At 27.1% G+C, this 16569-nt stretch carries 16 protein-coding genes; all 16 read right to left on the bottom strand.

Annotation, left to right across the window (positions count from 1 at the left end; all coding sequences use genetic code 11):
- Nucleotides 1-141: 141 nt before the first annotated feature.
- The 16 genes from GIL12_RS00005 to GIL12_RS00080 all read right to left on the bottom strand — a co-directional run bounded on the left by GIL12_RS00005 (nucleotide 142) and on the right by GIL12_RS00080 (nucleotide 16563).
- Nucleotides 142-348 carry a hypothetical protein gene (locus GIL12_RS00005; RefSeq protein WP_163467826.1) on the bottom strand — a complete coding sequence of 69 codons (207 nt, stop codon included), beginning with the start codon at nucleotides 346-348 and terminating at the stop codon, nucleotides 142-144.
- 112 nt (nucleotides 349-460) lie between these two features.
- On the bottom strand, nucleotides 461-1324 hold the full coding sequence (locus tag GIL12_RS00010) for an RluA family pseudouridine synthase (protein ID WP_163467828.1): 864 nt from the start codon (nucleotides 1322-1324) through the stop codon (nucleotides 461-463).
- Between the two features lie 8 nt (nucleotides 1325-1332).
- The gene (gene rodA, locus GIL12_RS00015) at nucleotides 1333-2436 is read right to left on the bottom strand and encodes a rod shape-determining protein RodA (RefSeq protein WP_163467829.1); all 1104 of its coding nucleotides are present in this window, start codon (nucleotides 2434-2436) and stop codon (nucleotides 1333-1335) included.
- Nucleotides 2437-2449: 13 nt separating this feature from the next.
- A complete protein-coding gene (gene dut, locus GIL12_RS00020) occupies nucleotides 2450-2887 on the bottom strand; it encodes a dUTP diphosphatase (protein ID WP_163467831.1) in 438 nt (145 codons plus the stop codon).
- Between the two features lie 14 nt (nucleotides 2888-2901).
- Entirely contained in the window at nucleotides 2902-4131 is a 1230-nt protein-coding gene (locus GIL12_RS00025; RefSeq protein ID WP_163467833.1) for a pitrilysin family protein, read from the bottom strand.
- 14 nt (nucleotides 4132-4145) lie between these two features.
- A complete protein-coding gene (locus GIL12_RS00030; RefSeq protein ID WP_163467835.1) occupies nucleotides 4146-5219 on the bottom strand; it encodes an LptF/LptG family permease in 1074 nt (357 codons plus the stop codon).
- Between the two features lies 1 nt (nucleotide 5220).
- Nucleotides 5221-6294, bottom strand: coding sequence for an LptF/LptG family permease (locus tag GIL12_RS00035; protein WP_163467837.1), 1074 nt, complete (start codon nucleotides 6292-6294; stop codon nucleotides 5221-5223).
- A 9-nt stretch (nucleotides 6295-6303) separates the two neighbouring features.
- Complete coding sequence (locus GIL12_RS00040; protein ID WP_163467839.1) at nucleotides 6304-6837, bottom strand: CvpA family protein; 534 nt, start codon at nucleotides 6835-6837, stop codon at nucleotides 6304-6306.
- Nucleotides 6838-6847: 10 nt separating this feature from the next.
- Nucleotides 6848-8023 carry a class I SAM-dependent rRNA methyltransferase gene (locus GIL12_RS00045; RefSeq protein WP_163467841.1) on the bottom strand — a complete coding sequence of 392 codons (1176 nt, stop codon included), beginning with the start codon at nucleotides 8021-8023 and terminating at the stop codon, nucleotides 6848-6850.
- A gap of 17 nt (nucleotides 8024-8040) precedes the next feature.
- Nucleotides 8041-9120, bottom strand: a complete 1080-nt coding sequence (alr, locus tag GIL12_RS00050; RefSeq protein WP_163467843.1) for an alanine racemase — start codon at nucleotides 9118-9120, stop codon at nucleotides 8041-8043.
- A 62-nt stretch (nucleotides 9121-9182) separates the two neighbouring features.
- Nucleotides 9183-10118, bottom strand: a complete 936-nt coding sequence (gene secF / locus GIL12_RS00055; RefSeq protein WP_163467845.1) for a protein translocase subunit SecF — start codon at nucleotides 10116-10118, stop codon at nucleotides 9183-9185.
- The gene (gene secD / locus GIL12_RS00060) at nucleotides 10093-11343 is read right to left on the bottom strand and encodes a protein translocase subunit SecD (RefSeq protein WP_163467847.1); all 1251 of its coding nucleotides are present in this window, start codon (nucleotides 11341-11343) and stop codon (nucleotides 10093-10095) included. Before secD ends, secF begins: the two co-directional genes overlap by 26 nt.
- A gap of 17 nt (nucleotides 11344-11360) precedes the next feature.
- Complete coding sequence (gene ruvX, locus GIL12_RS00065) at nucleotides 11361-11780, bottom strand: Holliday junction resolvase RuvX (protein WP_163467849.1); 420 nt, start codon at nucleotides 11778-11780, stop codon at nucleotides 11361-11363.
- A gap of 10 nt (nucleotides 11781-11790) precedes the next feature.
- Complete coding sequence (gene alaS, locus GIL12_RS00070; RefSeq protein ID WP_163467851.1) at nucleotides 11791-14397, bottom strand: alanine--tRNA ligase; 2607 nt, start codon at nucleotides 14395-14397, stop codon at nucleotides 11791-11793.
- Nucleotides 14398-14420: 23 nt separating this feature from the next.
- Nucleotides 14421-15146, bottom strand: a complete 726-nt coding sequence (gene lptB, locus GIL12_RS00075) for an LPS export ABC transporter ATP-binding protein (protein WP_163467853.1) — start codon at nucleotides 15144-15146, stop codon at nucleotides 14421-14423.
- 10 nt (nucleotides 15147-15156) lie between these two features.
- On the bottom strand, nucleotides 15157-16563 hold the full coding sequence (locus GIL12_RS00080) for an LptA/OstA family protein (protein WP_163467855.1): 1407 nt from the start codon (nucleotides 16561-16563) through the stop codon (nucleotides 15157-15159).
- Nucleotides 16564-16569: the final 6 nt, after the last annotated feature.

A 16569-nucleotide genomic window follows, 5' to 3' on the forward strand; every position in this document is an offset into this window, starting at 1 on the left:
AGCTAAAGATTTTACTGTTTCTCCTTTCAACCTTCTTTCATAAATTTCTATTTTTTGTTTATTTGTTAATTTGGACATAAGAAATGCACCCTCCATCTTATTTGTCTAAGATTTTGGGTGCACTACATTTAAGGGCCTTTTTTATATAGCTTTTTTTAATATTTTTTTGTTGTAACTCTTTTTTTTAGGAGTTATTATCCCAAAAGTACGTAAAGCTGAATATGTTGAATATCCTGCATATGCAATAATTTCATATATTCCCAAATCATTTTGATTTAATAAAAACGCTAAAATAATACAAAGTATAAAAAACACATTTATATTTCTTACAAAAACATAATCCTTCATTTAATTTACCTCCATATATAAAAATTCAGTATTCATTATTTCTTAACACAAGAATCATTATATACTATATTGAGAATAAATTCAAATTTATTTTTATTGTGGGACTTTTTTCTTATGAAAGCTTATTTTCAAATCCCTTTGGTAAATCCAATTTAACTTCTATATTAAACTTATCTATTTTACAGTAAAAAGAATTTAAAAATAATATTCTTTCTCTATCATTACCATACCTTGTATCTCCTAGTATAGGGTGACCCATATTAGAAAGTTGAACTCTAAGTTGATGAGTTCTTCCTGTAACAAGTTCCCCTTCTAATAATGTTAAATTATTTTTTCTTTTTAAAACTTTAAAATAAGTTATTGCTATTTTACCCTCTGTATCATTTTTAGATGTAACTATTACTTTATCTTCTATTTTTTTCAAATAATTTTCAATTACAAACTTGTCTTTGTTTATTGTTCCATGAACCAATATATAGTATTTTTTCTTTATCCTATTTTCTCTAATTTCTTCAGTTAATATTCTAGTGGTTATTTTATTTTTAGATCCTATAACTAAACCTGAAGTTTTTTTATCTATTCTATTTACAAAATTAAAGTCATTGGATTTAAAATAAGATTTAAACATCTCTGATATTCCATAGTCAAATCCACTTCCCTTATGCATCACTACATCTTTTTTCTTATTAAAAATTATTAAATCTTCATTCTCAAAAACTATTCCTTTTTTTAAAAATTCCTTATCTTTATCTTGTAACTTCATAAATATAATTTCTTCCTCAGGAACATCTAAACCTATGAACAGTTTATCCCCTTCAACTAATCTATAATTTTCCTTTTTTTTCTTATTATTGACTTTTATTTTCCCTATTCTTAAAGCTTTAAATATTTCTGTTAAGGGAGTTGTTGTTAATTTTTTTCTCAAATATCTGTCTAACCTTACATTTTCATCATCTTTTTCTATTATATATTTCATAACTACCTCTATATTTTATGTATTTTAACACTATTTACAACTCCTATCATTAGAAATCCAAATATAAATGAACTTCCACCATAGCTCATAAACAATAGAGGTAATCCTGTTACAGGCATTATCCCCATTATCATTCCTAAATTTATAAATGTATGAAAAAAGAAAATACTTGCTATTCCATAGCATATAAGTTTCCCATATTCATCACTTGTTGAATCTGCTATTTTTAAAATATTGAAAATTAATGCTAAATAAATAACAATTAAAATCATTCCCCCAATAAATCCTCTTTCTTCTAAAAATACAGAGCCTATGAAATCTGTATGAGATTCAGGTAAGAATCTTAATTTACTTTGAGTTCCTTGTAAAAAACCTTTTCCTAAAAATCCTCCAGACCCTATAGCTATTTTAGATTGTACTACATTCCATCCACTATTTGCCAAATCAGCTTCTGGATTTAAGAATGTTAGTATTCTTTTTTTTTGATAATCTCTAAGTAAGAAAAAATAAAATAATGGAATTGATGTTATTACTCCAATCATTAGTTTAAATATCGTTTTGAAATCTATTCCATGAACAAATATCATTACTCCATATATAAAGATTATAACTAGTGAAGTTCCTAAGTCAGGTTGCTTTGCTATTAGCAAAAAAATCGGAACTATATGACAAAAAGAAAATATAATATTTTTTATTCCATTGAAATTTTTATTATAATTTATAATTAAAACCTCTGCAAATGTTAAAATAATAAGTAATTTTGCAAATTCAGCTGGTTGAATATTTACAATTCCTAAATTTATCCATCTTTTAGCACCTTTGGCACTATCTCCAAAAATAAATACTGATATAAGCATTAAAACATTAAATATATATATTAATTTATAATATTTAGCATATTTTTTATAATCAATTAACGATACAAAAAAATAAACTAGCAACCCTAATCCAGACCAAATAATTTCTTTTTTAAAATAAACTAATGTTCTATATGAGGTAGCTGTGTAAACTGTGGACAAACTTATAACTATTAATAGCAAAACTTTTAATAGTAAAGAATAATCTGCTTTTTTTATTTTCTTTTGTAATACTAATATATCTCTTTTATTCATGATTTCTCCCTAATTATTTACCTGTATGACCAAATCCTCCGTTTCCTCTTTTAGTTTCAGATAAATCATCTTCAATTAAATCCATTTGATAAACTTTATTTAATATTAACTGAGCTATTCTTTCCTCTGGCTCTATTGTAAATTCATCCTTACTTAAATTAATCATTATTATTCCAATTTCACCTCTATAATCACTATCTATTGTACCAGGTGTATTAACTAAAGTTATTCCATGTTTTAAAGCTAGGCCACTTCTTGGTCTAACTTGTACTTCATATCCTATTGGAATTTCCATTTTTATCCCTGTTGGAATTAATTTTCTTTCTAAACTTTTTAAAGTTACTGAACTTTTTATATTTGCTCTAACATCCATTCCTGCTGAGCCCTCTGTCATATAAACTGGCTTTTTTATACCTTCTTCTAATATCACTTTTACTACTATTTTTTCCATTTTATCTCCTTATTTTAAATATTTCCTAATATTGTTTTTGAATAATATTTTTGATCAAATATTTCATTTGCAACATTTTTTATATCTTCCACTGTTATTTTATTTATTTCTTTCATTAATAAATCTAAATCTTTAACTTCTTCATAAAGTAAATATGAATTAGCCATTCGATTCATTCTTCCCTTAGTACTTTCAAGACCAAATGTAACTGCACTTAAAAACTGATTCTTTGTTTTTTGTAACTCATATTCAGTTATGCTGTTTTCTTTTATATTATTAAATTCTGATTCTATCATTTCTATTACTTTTTTGTAATCTTTTTTTGTAGTTCCAGCGTAAACAGTTAATATCCCACCCTCTTCATAAGAAGATGTGTAACTATAAATGGAATAAGCTAATCCTTTTTCTTCTCTAATTTTTTGAAATAATCTCGAACTCATATTTCCTGCAAGAACATTTGACAGTATTGCAATCTCATATTTTTTTGAAGCTTTTAAAGAACTTCCAAGTGTATTAAAACACAGATGAACCTGATTTGTATCTCTTTTAATAATATTCTCATTGGAGTTAATAATCATTTCTCCATTGTAAGCTCTAGAATAATTACTATCTTTTATACTTCCAAACCCTTTATTTAAAGAATCATAAATTTTTTCCTCTGAAAAATTTCCAGCTACAGAAATAACTATATTCTTAGCAATGTATTTCTCTTTAAAATATTTAACTAATTTTTCTCTGCTTATTTGTTTTACACTTTCAATACTTCCTAGGACAATATTCCCTTGAACTCCATTAATTACCATACGACTATTTCTATCATGAACAACTTCTTCAGGAATATCATTATACATATTTATTTCTTCAATAACAACTGACTTTTCTTTTTCCAAATTTTCTTCTGAAAATAATGAATTTAAAAACATGTCTGTTAAAACTTCTATACCTTTCTCTATACTACTAGATAACATCTGTATATAATAAACAGTATTTTCTTTTCCTGTATAGGCATTTATTATTCCACCTTCATTATCAATTATTTCAGATATATCCTTTGCTGACTTACTTTTGGTTCCTTTAAACATCATATGCTCCAAAAGATGAGAAATACCCTCTTCTCCTTCTAGCTCATGCTTTGCTCCAGTCTTTAGAAAAATTCCCAATGAAACACTATTTATTCCTTTTATTTCATCCAATAAAACTGGTATACCATTTTTTAATACAAGCTTCTTTATGCTATTTCCCAAAATATCCTCCAAAATTAATACTCTGATTTATACATCAAGTATAAACCTAATGACAAAAATAAAATATTAGGAATCCATCCTCCTAAAAATGCATTTATTAATCCGTTCTTACTAAGAGCTTCAAATAATCCTTGAACTATATAATATCCATATCCAAAAAATACACTTATTCCTATAGTTTTAGCTGAAGCTGCTCTTACATATCTACTTCCTAAGGATAATCCAATTAAAACAATTATCACACTTGCAAAGGGAAAGGAATACCTTTTTCCCAATTCAACTAAACCACCCCTTGTATCTCCACCTGTTATTTTCATATTTATTATTTCTTTTCTAAGCTCTTTATTTGTTAAAAACTTAGGATTTGTTGAAAGTGTGAAGAAATTTTGTGGTTCCTTATCAAAATCTTTGTTTATATAAATTTTCTTTTTTGTTATTTTATTATTTAAAATATCGTTTATAACCACATCAGATAGTTTCCAAATTTTTTCTTTTCTGTCAAACTTGGCAGTCTTTCCTATAGTTACAGTTTCAATTTCAGAAAAATCTTCATTCATCTTAATAATTTGAAAATCTTTAGCTGTTTCTTCCTTTGAGTTTATATATCCAATGTAATAAACATTATTATTACTATCCCTTAAAAATGCATTTCTTTTTTCAATTGGAATAGTTTTTATTATATTATCCCCTTTAAGTTCTCTCATTCTTCTTTCACTTCTAGGATATAAATTTCCATTAACAAAATATACTAATATTGATATGGCAAAAGAAATTATTAGTGGAAATATTATTATTCTTCTGAAACTTATTCCTGAAGTTTTTAAAGATATTATTTCTAAATTACTTGCCATTTTATTCATAAAAATTAAAGATCCCAATAAAACAGCTAACGGTGTCATATTAACTATAATCTCAGGGAGCATATTTAAAAGATAAAGTACTCCTTGAGATGTTGACATTCTTCCGTCAGCAACATATCTAAAAACTTTAAATAATTGACTTAGCAAAAATATATTCATAAATGCAATTAGACTAATCAAAAATGATTTTACAAAACTTTTACTAATATATATGTCCAATTTTTTCATTTTATATCACCCTTCCCTTTTTTTTATAAAGAGAATAAGTTAAAATTATTAAAAATATATTTGAAAACCAAACTCCTAAAAATGGAGAAACTATTCCCCTATAAGCTAATACCATTCCTAAATTTAAAAAAACAATATAAATAAATATTATTCCTATTGCAACTCCATAGTTAGTTCCTTTACCACTTCTTTTATTTCCAACTGATAGTAGAACTCCTAATATTGAAAGGATAATTGCAGAAATAGGTACTGCTATTTTTCTATTCATTTCAACTATAAATGGACGTCTTTCATTTTCATTGCTTTGTTTATATTCCTTATATAAACTTCCCACTCCCATTCCTTCTATATCTTTCATCTTTATTTCTATATCCTTAAAATAACTAGTTAAAGGTATCCTTTTTTCTTTGAATTCTCCCCTTAATTGTTCTTCTCCATTATCTTTGAATCTATAGAATTTTGAATTGTCTAAAATCATAGATGCGCTTTCCCAATATGTTCTTTCACCTGTTATTAATGTTGGATATTTAGTGTTGTCATTATAAAATATCAAAACATTTTTAGCATCCTTTGTTTTTGCATCTATTTTATCTATGTATATTTTATATTTATCCACTTCATCAATTAAAACTTTATCTTTTAGTTGAAAAACAGGATTATTATATACCATCTTTATTGATAATTGTTGCAATTTAACATAGGATCTTGGAATAATACTCTCTTGTAAAAAAAATATAAATACTGTACCTATAACACCAACTATAGATATTAATTTTAATAATTTATTTAATGATATTCCCATGGAATTTATTGCTGTTATTTCACTGTATTTTGTCAAACTCCCAAAAGTTACCATAACTCCTAAAAATATTCCCATAGGTATTGTTTGAGATAATATCATAGGTAAATAAAAGGATATCATTCTAGCTACATCTATAATTGATATTCCTTTAACTATAATACTTTCTAACATAGAGACTATTATATCTATAAGAAAAATAAAAGTAAATAAAGAAATACCAAAAAAAATTGGTGCTTTAGCTTCATTTAAAATGTATCTATTAATCATCTTCATAATTTTCTCCTAAAATAATTTATCAATATACTTTTCTATTGATCTTCCATCCCTTAACTCCATTAATTTTTCTTTAAATACAGTTGGAATGTAATCATTAATTTTATCACTGTTTTCTATAAAATATTCATTAACCTTACTATCTTTACCTAAGTCTGTGATTTTTGGAAATGCATCTAAAACTATATTGTAAATTAATATAACTAAAAATCCAATTAACAATCCCTTTAATAAACTTAAAACCCCTCCTAATACCCTGCTTAATAAGGATATTCTTTGTTTTTTTAAAAAACTATTTAAAAGATGAATAATCAAACTAAAAAATATAAATATTATAACAAAAGTTACTCCATAAACATAATTATAGCTATATTCTCCTATATATGATTTTGCAAATTTTATAACTGTTGGAGCAATTTTTTGAGTCATTATAAAGTTTATAACAACTCCAAAGGTTGACATAAATTCAACTATAAACCCATTTTTTATTCCCAATATAAAAGTTAATAATACAATGGCTAATATTGTAATATCCAAATACATTTTTCCTCCTTTAAACAATTTTAACCCAAAGAGCTTTCAAATATAAAGTTTCTGGTACATGTAATATCCATGGATGATCTTCTGGTTGGTAATTTATTCCTATAACTTGAAGTCTCTTCCCATTATTTGAAGCGGCCATTCTTGTTACTTCTATTAAATCTTGTAAGCCCATATGATAAGCACAAGTTACTACTCCTAAAATTCCATCTTTTTCCATTAATTTAAAACTACTATCACAAAGATCAAAGAAAAAATCTCTTCCTCTTCTCACTTGATCTTTCCTTTTTATTAAAGAAGGTGGATCTAAAGTAATTACATCATATTTTTCCCCTCTTCCTATTAGAGTTTTTAAAAGCATAAATGCATCTCCCTCTAAAGTTTCAAAACTATTTTTAAAATTGTTAAGTTCATAATTTTTTCTACATAATTCTAAGGCATGGGAATCCTTATCTATTGCTACAACTTTTTCACACCCTTCTTTTAATGCAGCTATTGAAAAACCACCTGAACTTGAAAATACATCTAAAAATTTAGTTTTATCATTTAAATAAGGTCTTATAAATTTTCTAGAATCCCTTTGATCCAAGAAGAATCCAGTTTTTTGTCCTTTTTCAATATCTATAATATACTTAAGTCCATTGTCTTCCATAATTATTTCTTCTGGAATTTCCCCATAAATAATTCCTGTTCTTTCTTCTACACCTTCGTGAACTCTATTTTCAACATCACTTCTTTCATAAATTCCCTTTGGTTTCATGTATTTCTTTACTGCATTTATTATTTCCTGTTTAAATACTTCAATTCCTGAGTTTCTAAATTGAATAGATATATATTTATCAAATTTATCTATAATTAATCCTGGAAATCCATCAGCTTCTGAAAAAAATACTCTCATACAATTAGTTTCATCTAATAAAAGCTTTCTATTGTCATAGGCCACTTTTATCTTATTATATATAAAACTCTTATCAATTTTTTCATCCTTTGTTGTCAATACTCTTACAAGGGCAGATGTTCCTTCTGTAACATAACCTCTTCCTATAAATTTCATATCTTCTCTTACTACATCCACTATATCCCCTGTTTTTATTTCACCTATAATTGTTTTAACTTCATCTTTAAAAACATTTGGATAAAAATTTTGTATCTTTTTTTCTTTTCCTTTTAATAATATTATTTGCGACATTTTTCTCCTTTTATCATCTATAATTTTTCTTCAATATAAATTCTTTTTACTCTTTTCCCTATACCTGTAAATATTTCATAAGTTATTGTATCTGATAATTTAGCAACTTCTATTATATTATCGTCATAAAGAGTAACTTCATTTCCAACTTCTATTTTGTTTTTTAAAACTTCCGGTATTTTCACCATAAACATATCCATACAAACTCTTCCTGTTACAAAACATTTTACCCCATTTATTTTTATAAAGCCTTTGTTTGATATTGATCTTCTAAAACCATCTGCATAACCAGCTGAAATTGTTGCAACCATATCTCCTTTTTTTAAATGTGCTGTTCTTCCGTAGGAAATATCACTATCTTCTGCTAATACTTTTATAAATAAAATTTTACTTTTAAATTTTACAACTGGTTTAAAACCATCAATATATTTTTCTCCACAAATTCCATATTGAATTATTCCAGCTCTCACATAATTTCCATTATCCTCTCCACAGTAGTTAAGTATCCCCCCACTATTTAAAAGATGTCTATATTTTATTGTGTCTATACCTTCAAAATCATTAAATTTTTTCACTTGATTTTCTGTATAACTGTAGCTTTCATCACATTCTTCATCTGAAACTGATAGATGACTGTATACTCCAACTATATTTTTCACTTTATTTTTTTCTATATATTTCTTTAACAACTTAATATCTAAATCATTAAACCCAACTCTTCCCATTCCTGTTTCTATTTTTAAATGACATTTAATATTTAACATTTGATTATTAATATATTTTAATTGTTCTAGAGAATTGAGAGCTATCTGAAGATTATATTCTTCAACTAATTTAAGGTCTTCATTAAAAACTCCACCTAAAATTAAAATATTATCATCTATACCTTCATTTCTTAATTCTATACCCTCTTCCACAGTTGCCACTACAAAAAAATCAACACCGCATTTTTTTAATTCTCTTGTTAATCTTACTGCTCCCATTCCATAAGCATTTGCTTTAACTACACCTATTAATTTTTTATTTCCTATTTTTTCCTGAAGGGACTTTATGTTCCATCTGAAATTACTTAAATTAATTTCTAACCAAGCTCTCATACTCTCCTCCATTATATAGTACATAAAGCCATCTTTCCTTAAGATGGCTTTATATATTTTAATTATACTACTATTTTTTCGTTGTTTTCTGATTCTTCCTTTTCAATATATTTACTTGTATCCACTTTTCCATCTCTATTTTTTTCCAATAAATATACTAGAGGAGTGGCTATAAATATAGAAGAATATGTTCCTGCTATTGTTCCTATTAATAATGTTGTTATAAATGTTCTTAAACTATCCCCACCAAATACCAATATAGCAATTATTGCTAGTAAAGTTGTTACTGATGTGTTAATAGATCTTGTTATAACTTGGTTTATACTTTTATCTAGTAACTCTCCAAAATTTGAATCTGATTTTCTCTTTAATGTTTCTCTTATTCTATCAAAAACAACTATTGTATCATTTATAGAATATCCCAGTATTGTTAACACAGCTGCTATAAATGGAGTGTTTATTTCATAACCTAAAAGGGCTATTCCTCCAACTGCTATAAGTATATCATTCATCAGTGCAAGTATTGCAGCTATTGCAAATTTAAATTGGAATCTTAGAGTTATATAAAGAATTATCATCATTCCACCAATTAAAAGGGACAATATAGCTGATTTTTTTAATTCTGACCCTACACTGGCTCCAACTTTATCTTCTTTTATAATTTCATATTTTCCAACTTCCTTAATATTATTATAAAATTCTATTTTTTGTTCCTCTGATATTTCTTCTATTCTTATAAGTAAATCATGTTCCTCTGATATTTGTACTTTTCTAGCATTTGGACTAAATTGTTCAATGCTTTTAGAAAGTTTATCCAAAGAAGTATTTACCTCTTTAGCATCTAAAACTTTTTCAAATTTTAATTGAAATAAATTTCCACCTGAAAAATCTATCCCATAATTAAGACCCTTAGTAAATAAAGTTACCAAGGAAATTAGTATAGCTATAGCAGAAATGGAAACCCATCTTTTACTATTTTTTATTATTTGTATTTGCATTTTTTTCCCCCTTTAGTCCAAACAACTTAGCATTCTTTACATTAAATACATTTACAAGTACATCCATAAAGACCCTTGTTACTGTAATTGCTGTAAACATTGATGCTAAAGTTCCTATAGTTAAAGTTACAGCAAACCCTTTTACAGATCCTGTACCAAATACGAATAATATTGTTGTTATTATTAAGGTTGTTATATTTGAATCAAATATTGCCACAAACCCCTTACTAAATCCTAATCTTATTGAACTATTAATTGTATTTCCAAACCTAAGCTCTTCCTTTACTCTTTCAAAAATAATTACGTTGGCATCTACAGCCATACCTGCAGATAATATAAGACCTGCAATTCCTGGCAATGTAAGAGTTGCGCCTATAAATTTAAGTATTCCAAATGTAATAATTCCAAAACACATTAATGCTAAATCTGCAACTAATCCTGGAATTCTATAAAATATAAACATGAATATTCCTATTAAAACTATTCCAACTTTTGCTGCAACTAAACTAGCTGCAATGGATTCATCCCCTAAAGATGCTCCCACAGTTCTTGTTTCTATTATTTTTGCCTTTATAGGTAAAGACCCTGAATTTAATAACATTGCTGTTTTTTTAGCCTCTTCAGCTGTGTAATTTCCACTGATACTTCCTGATCCTCCAGGAATTTCAGATTTGATAACTGGTGCTGTTTGAACTTTACCATCTAAAACTATAGCCAATTGATTACCAATATTTTCTCTAGTTATTTTAGCAAATTTTATAGCACCTTCTGGTTTTAATTCAAAGTTAATTTGAGGTTCTCCCAATTGTCCATAACCAAGTTGAGCTTTTTTTAAGGATTCCCCTGTTAATAGTGTTTCTCCTAAATTTCCATCTTTATCTAATATTCTAAATTCCAATAAAGCTGTTTTCCCTATAACTTTTATTGCCTCTGTTGTATCCTTTACTCCTGGCAATTCTATTATTACTCTATTTGTTCCTGTTCTTTGTACAACTGATTCTGCAACTCCAATACCATTTATTCTTCTATCTAAAACCTCTATTAAACTGTCCATGGTTTCATTAGTTATAACTTCACCCTTTTCCTTTGGTTCAGCTTCTAAAACTGCATAAACCCCACCTTTAAGGTCTAATCCTAATTTTATAGGCTCTTTAAATATAAGATAAAACGAACCAGCTAATATTGCTATCACCAGTATTAATTTTGAAAATATTTTAGAATTCATAATGCCTCCAGTAATTTTTATCTTTTAGAATCTAAAAAAGTTTGAAGTATTATTGCTGCTGCTATCTTATCCACAACTTTTCTTTTTTCTAAAGCTCCTTTTTTCCCACCATCAGTTAACATTCTATCAGCTGAAACTGTTGTAAGTCTTTCATCAACTTCAAAAATTTCTAACCCTTCAATGTTATTATTTAGTTTTTCTATATATTCCCTAACTTTTTCAGCTTGTCTTTTTTCTGTTCCATCTAAACTTTTGGGAATTCCAACAACTAAAGATTTTGTATTATTTTCTTTTAATAACTCTTCTATTCTTTTTACTGATTTAACTTTCTTTCTGTTGATAACTTCAAGGGGTGTAGCTACAATCCCTAATAAATCTGATCTAGCTACACCTATCCTAACATCTCCAACATCTAAAGATATATATTTTTTATACATATTTCCCCTTTTATAATCTTTCTGTTAAGATTTCTTCAGCTTTATTTAAAGCTTCTCTAACCTTAGTTCCATCTTTTCCACCTGCTTGAGCAAAATCAGGTCTTCCTCCACCATTTCCACCTGCTATTATTGCAAGTTGTTTAACTAAATCTCCAGCCTTAATCTTAGAAGTTAAGTCCTTAGTTACTCCAACTGTAAATATTGCTTTTTTATTATCTGAACCTAAAATAACAATACAACTTCCTAGCTTATTTTTCACTTTGTCTATAATATCTCTTAAAGAACTTCCATCTTTATTTTCATATTTTTTAATCAAAACTTTAACCCCGTGTATTTCTCTAACCTCTTTAAACAAAGAAGCTACTTCATAACCTGAAAGCTTTAATTTTAGCTCTTCTAATTCTTTTTGAGAACTTTTTAATTCATCTACAGTTTTTTCTACTTTTTCTTCCAATTTAGAAGAAGTTGTTTTTAATTTTTTAGAGATACTTCCCATGATTTTTTCCATTGTTTTAATACCTTCATAGGCTGTAAATCCTGTTTGAGCTTCTATTCTTCTTATTCCTGCTGCTATTCCTGTTTCTGAAACAATTTTAAATAATCCTATTTCTGAAACATTTTCAACATGTATTCCTCCACAAAGTTCTGTTGAAAAATCTCCAAAGGAAACTACTCTAACTATATCTTCATATTTATCACCAAATAAAGCCATTGCCCCTGTTTCCTTTGCTTCTTCCATTGACATATATCTAATATTTGAAGGTAAAGTTTTTGATATTTGAATGTTTACTAATCTTTCTACCTTTTCTAATTCTTCATCTGTTACTGGTTCATAGTGATTAAAATCAAATCTTAATCTCTCTGGAGTTACTAGAGAACCTGCCTGTTGAACATGATCTCCTAATATTTCTCTTAGAGCTTTTTGTAATAAGTGAGTAGCACTGTGATTTTTTGCCATTGCCACTCTTCTACTTTTATCAACTTTCATTTGAACTTCTATTCCATTTATAAAATCAGATACTCCATCAGTGATTTTAACTGTGTGAATATATATGTCCTTTTGTTTTTGAACATCTAATACTTTTCCAACTGAAGTACCTATTGAAATAGTTCCGTTATCAGCTTTTTGTCCTCCAGACTCTGCATAAAAAGGTGTTTTGTCTGTTATTATCATATATGTATTTTCTTTTATTTTTGATATATGTAATATTTTCCCAGTTTCAACTAGCTTATCATAACCTGTGAATTTAGTTTTCCCATATTTATCAAAGAAAGTTTCAATGAAACTATCTTGTCCTTTTTCCATTATGATTTCCCTTGAACTTCTAGCTTTATTTCTTTGTTCTTCCATTTTTTCATCAAATTCATTTTTATATATTTTAATTCCATTTTCTTCACATATTTCTTCTGTTAATTCATAAGGAAATCCATAAGTATCATATAGTTTAAATGTTATTTCCCCAGGTAAATAATCCTTTTGTGATTCTTTAGCCTCTTCAATGGCATTCATAACATGTTGAATTCCTTGATCCAAAGTATTTGAAAATTTTTCTTCTTCTATTTTAACAACTTTTTTAATATGCTTACTGTTTCCTTCTAAGTCTTTGTAAGAATCTTTCATTAAATTTACAATAACATTTATTATTTCAAATAGGAATAAATTCTTTACCCCTAAAAGTCTTCCATGTCTTACTGCTCTTCTTAATATTCTTCTTAAAACATAGCCTCTTCCTTCATTTGAAGGTATTACACCATCATTTACTAAAAAAGTAACTGCTCTAACATGATCTGCTATAACCTTTAATGAAAAATCTATTTTTTCAGATGTTCCATATTTAACTCCAGCTATATCACCCATAGCTTGAACTATTGGAAATAATAAATCTGTTTCAAAGTTATTTGTTTTTTTTTGTAATACTGAAGTTATTCTTTCTAATCCTGCACCAGTGTCTATATTTTTCTTAGGTAATGGCTCTAAACTCCCATCTTCCATTCTATTCCATTCAGTAAATACTAAATTCCAAATTTCAATAAAACGATCGTCAGTTCCTTCGTCTCCAAGTTTAGAATTTTCGTCTCCACCAAACTTAACTCCCAAGTCAACATATATTTCTGAACAAGGTCCACAAGAACCTGTTGGTCCAGCTGCCCACCAGTTATCTTCTTCCCCTAATCTAACTATTCTTTCCTTTGGAAAATTACATTCTGATATCCAAAGCTCCTCTGCTTCGTCATCAGTTGTAAAAACAGAAACCCATAAACTTTCTTTATCTATCTCTAAAATTTTTGTTATAAATTCGTAAGACCAAGAAATTGCTTCTTTTTTGAAATAATCTCCAAATGAAAAATTTCCTAACATTTCAAAAAAAGTATGATGTCTTGCTGTTCTTCCAACATTTTCTAAATCGTTGGTTCTGATACATTTTTGAAATGTTGTTACTCTAGGTGTTGGAGCTGCTTTTTGCCCTAAAAAGAAAGGCTTAAATGGAACCATCCCTGCCACTGTTAATAAAAGAGTTGGATCGTCTGGTATTAATGACGCACTCTCAAAATGTTTATGATTTTTACTTTCAAAGAACTCTATAAATTTACTTCTTACCTCGTTTCCTGTTAACATGTTTCCTCCATAATTTTTTATTTTTAATCTAATTTAAAATTTTCCCCTAAGTATATTTTTTTTGCTATTTCATTTTTAGATATTTCCTCTGGAGTTCCACTTACTAATACTTCTCCATTTGCCATGATATAAGCACGTTCTGTAATTCTCAAAGTTTCTCTAACACTATGATCTGTTATTAATATTCCTAACCCTCTTTTTTTCAAATATCTTATAATTTCTTGAATATCTTCTACAGCTATTGGATCAACCCCTGCAAAGGGTTCATCAAGAAGTATAAAATCTGGATCGTTGGCTATAGTTCTAGCTATTTCAACTCTTCTTCTTTCTCCCCCAGATAAAGAATACCCATAGGATTTTGATACGTGAGTTAATTTAAACTCTTCTAACAGTTCTTTCACTTTTTTATCTTGATCTTCCTTAGACATATTTTTCATTTCAAGAACAACATAAATATTTTCCTCCACTGTTAAATTTCTAAAAACTGAAGGTTCTTGAGCTAAATAACCTATTCCTAAATTTGCTCTTTTATACATAGGATAAGTTGTTATATCCTTTCCATTACAATATACCTTTCCACTATCTGGAGATATTATCCCAGTTATCATATAAAAGGTTGTTGTTTTCCCTGCTCCATTTGGCCCTAAAAGTCCAACTATTTCTCCCTTGTTAACTTTAAGAGTAACTTCATTTACAACTTTTCTTTTTCTATAGCTTTTACATAAACCTTGAGCTTGAATGCTTATCATATAAGCCCCCCTATTTTGATTTATAATTAACTAAAGTTTTCCCAAAAGTATTAACTTTATTTGTTAATTGATTGTATATTATCCTATCTGCTGTACAAATAAGTTCTGCATTTTCTAATTTAGCAGATCCTTCTATTTCTGCTGTTTTTTTAATATCATTTATAGTACCAATTTTACCTGTTACTGTTGTAATTTTTTTATCCTTACCTGTATTTTCTACTTTAACATTCCCAATCATATTAAATATCTTATTTCCTAAATTTCCTTTAAACTTATCTCCAATTAAAATAGTTTTTCCATTTTTACTATTTAATATAATCTTATTATTTTTTTCTCCAGTTATTATTTCCTTATCTAAATTCATATAAAGAATATCTGATTGAAATATTTGGTTATCTCTAGATACAACTACTTTATCTTTACCTTTTATTTCTGATATTTCATAACCTGAATTTCCCTTTTTTAAATTGATATTTAAATTGCTTCCCCTATAAGTTGATGTTATTTTTTCATTGCTTTTATCATCCACTGAAATCACTTTACCTGCAGCATTTCCATCAAAATTAAATACCATTTTATCTAAGTTTCCATTCATTTTATCTGAAGTGAACTTACCTTCTTTTCCTTTGTATAATTTCAAGTTAGAATTTTTTTCCAAATAAACTTCTGGCTCTTTGTTAATTTTTACTTCCTTGGTCAAATCATTATACCATAATTCTTTACCTTTAAGGATAACCCCATTATAATTTATTTCAAATGGGCTGAAGATTTCCAAAATTTTTGTACCACTATTATATCTTCCCTTATCAAAATTTCCCTTTAAAACATTTTTATTAGAAGTTATTGATTCAATTTTCCCGTTGCCATTTAAAGTTATAATTTTGTTACTAGAAGTATAGTTTGCTCTATCAGCTTTTAATTTTATATTATTGTTTATTAAGGTTACATTGTCTTCTAAATTTATATAACTAAACTCTCTATTGGTTCTGAAAATAGCACTATTAATTTCTAAATCTTCTTTTTTATTATAAGCTTTTAGTCCAGTGTCTGAACTAAGTAAATCCTTAAATTGATTATAGGCTAATTTTTCAGAATTAAATTCCCATCCCTCTCCATTACTTCCATAGATGTTGTTTTCTAAGAAAAGATTTTTTGCTGAATCTAATAGAGCATTATCTGATTTTAATTTCATATTTTTAAATTTAATATCTGAGTTTTCAAATGTTGTTGTATTTAATTTCACATTATCAATTTGTTTGCTCGCTTTTATTTTATATCCTAAAGAATTATAAGTTACATCTATTGTTTCTATTTTAGCTGAGACTTCCTTTATACCCTCTTCTTCTTTATAGTAGTTAAAATAACCTAAAATTAAAACCCCTACAAAAATCAATAAGTATACAACTTTTTTTATCATTTTTCC

Source organism: Fusobacterium sp. IOR10, from assembly GCF_010367435.1.
GTDB lineage: Bacteria > Fusobacteriota > Fusobacteriia > Fusobacteriales > Fusobacteriaceae > Fusobacterium_B.